This is a genomic window from Dietzia sp. DQ12-76, assembly GCF_014145045.1.
Classification (GTDB): Bacteria; Actinomycetota; Actinomycetes; order Mycobacteriales; family Mycobacteriaceae; genus Dietzia.
Genome location: NZ_JAALDV010000363.1, coordinates 1 through 2,013, shown reverse-complemented (window position 1 = coordinate 2,013; position 2,013 = coordinate 1). Strand labels below are relative to the sequence as shown.

2 protein-coding genes and 1 pseudogene are annotated in these 2,013 nt (G+C 72.1%); 2 read left to right on the top strand and 1 reads right to left on the bottom strand.

What is annotated here, in order from left to right:
* Window positions 1-284: pseudogene (locus G6019_RS12305) on the bottom strand (hypothetical protein); the annotation flags it as partial.
* A 71-nt stretch (window positions 285-355) separates the two neighbouring features.
* Between G6019_RS12305 and lspA the strand changes: the two are divergent.
* Window positions 356-931: a signal peptidase II gene (gene lspA / locus G6019_RS12300; protein ID WP_107756230.1), complete on the top strand. Its 576-nt coding sequence runs from the start codon at window positions 356-358 to the stop codon at window positions 929-931.
* On the top strand, window positions 924-1,850 hold the full coding sequence (locus G6019_RS12295) for an RluA family pseudouridine synthase (protein WP_107756231.1): 927 nt from the start codon (window positions 924-926) through the stop codon (window positions 1,848-1,850). The genes lspA and G6019_RS12295 overlap by 8 nt, the downstream gene beginning before the upstream one ends.
* Window positions 1,851-2,013 lie beyond the last annotated feature (163 nt).

Sequence of the window (2,013 nt, the reverse complement as noted above, 5' to 3'; positions counted from 1 at the left end):
TCGGTCACGGCGTCTCGGGACGGGGAGTAGGCCATCACCCGCAGCTCCCCCGAGCCCTCGTCGAGGAGCTCGACCGTGGGGGCGGGTCCGGGGTCGACCTCCACCGCGGGCTCCAGAGCCCGATCCTCCTGAGCGGCGACGGCGTCGTCCCCGGGGGGGTCGCCCTCGTCCGCGCACGCGGCGGTGGAGGCCACGAGCGCGGTGGCCAGTGCGGCGACGAGCAGTCGCTGACCGGCCCGCACGGGTCGGGGACGGCCGGAGGCGGAGGGCGTTCGGAGGTTCACGACCCCCGAGCCTAGAGGGTCCGCCCACCGGGCCCGGCGGCCCCGCCGGGGGATCAGGGATACTGGAGCGCATGACGGAGACCAACGGGACGCGGTCCGATGCGGCGGGGACGACGCCCGGTGGGACCGGTGCCCGATACTTCAGGGCGGGGCCGGTCGCCATGCTGATGATCGCGGCGGTGATCGTGGCGGTGGATCAGGTGACCAAGGCGCTGGCGGTGTGGGGTCTCGAGGGGCAGGACCCGATCCGGATCGTCGGTGATTCCGTGCGGCTCCTCCTGCTCCGCAACCCCGGCGCGGCCTTCTCGATGGGCACGGGGTCGACAGTCGTGCTGAGCATCGTGGCCACCGTGGTCGTGGTGGGACTGCTGTGGTTCTCGCGGCGGGTCCACTCGAGGTGGTGGGCGTGGGGGCTCGGGTTGATCCTGGGTGGCGCCGCGGGCAACCTCGTGGACCGGTACGTCCGGGCCCCCGGCTTCCTGGAGGGCCACGTGGTGGACTTCGTCTCGGTGGGGTGGTGGCCGGTGTTCAACGTCGCCGATTCGAGTCTGGTCATCGGTGTGATCGTGGTGGCCGTCGCCGTGGTCAAGGGAGTGGAGTTCGACGGCTCGCGGGGGCCAGTGGAGAAGGGCGGGGCGGATGGGTGAGCTGCGCACCTTCCCCGTCCCAGACGGTCTCGACGGGATGAGGGTGGACGCCGGTGTCTCCCGCCTCCTCGGGCTGTCCCGGACCGCGGTCGCCGATCTCGCCGGGCAGGGCAAGGTGTTGGTCGACGGCCGGGCGGTGGGGAAGTCGGACAAGCTCACCGGGATGTCGTGGATCGAGGTCGAGATGCCCGATCCGCGGGCCGAGCCCGCGGTGGTCGCAGAGCCGGTCGAGGGGATGGCCGTCGTCTACTCGGATGCCGACCTCGTCGTCGTCGACAAACCCGTCGGCGTGGCGGCGCACGCCTCGGTGGGCTGGACCGGCCCCACCGTGATCGGTGGGCTGGCGGCCGCCGGATACCGCATCTCCACCTCGGGGCCGCCGGAGCGCAAGGGGATCGTCCACCGACTCGACGTGGGCACGTCCGGACTGATGGTGGTGGCGGCCTCCGAGCGGGCGTACACGCTGCTCAAACGGGCGTTCCGCGACCGCACCGTGGACAAGACCTACCACGCGCTCGTCCAGGGCCACCCCGATCCGCTGTCCGGGACGATCGACGCGCCCATCGGCCGCCACACGTCCAACGACTGGCGGTTCGCGGTCACCTCGGACGGCAAGCACTCCATCACGCATTACGACACGCTCGAGGCGCACCAGGCGGCAACGCTCGTCGAGGTCAAGCTCGAGACCGGTCGAACCCATCAGATCCGCGTCCACTTCTCGGCCCTCCACCACCCGTGCGCGGGCGACCTCACCTACGGCGCGGACCCGGTGCTGGCGAGGCGGTTGGGGCTGGAACGGCAGTGGCTGCACGCGGTGGGGCTCGGGTTCGATCACCCCGGCACGGGTGAACGCGTGGACTTCACCAGCCCGTACCCTGACGATCTCCAGCACGCGCTGGACGCCCTCCGCGCCGCGTGACCGGCCCTGCCCCGGCAGCCGACCGCTCCACGCCCCGGTCGGTCGCGCTGAGGGCTCTTTCGAGCGTGGGCGTGGGCGTGGTGATCGTCCTGGCGCTGGTCGCCGACCTCACCGCGCTGCGCACCGAGTTGCCGCGCAATCCCGGGGTGATGAGCGATGCGCT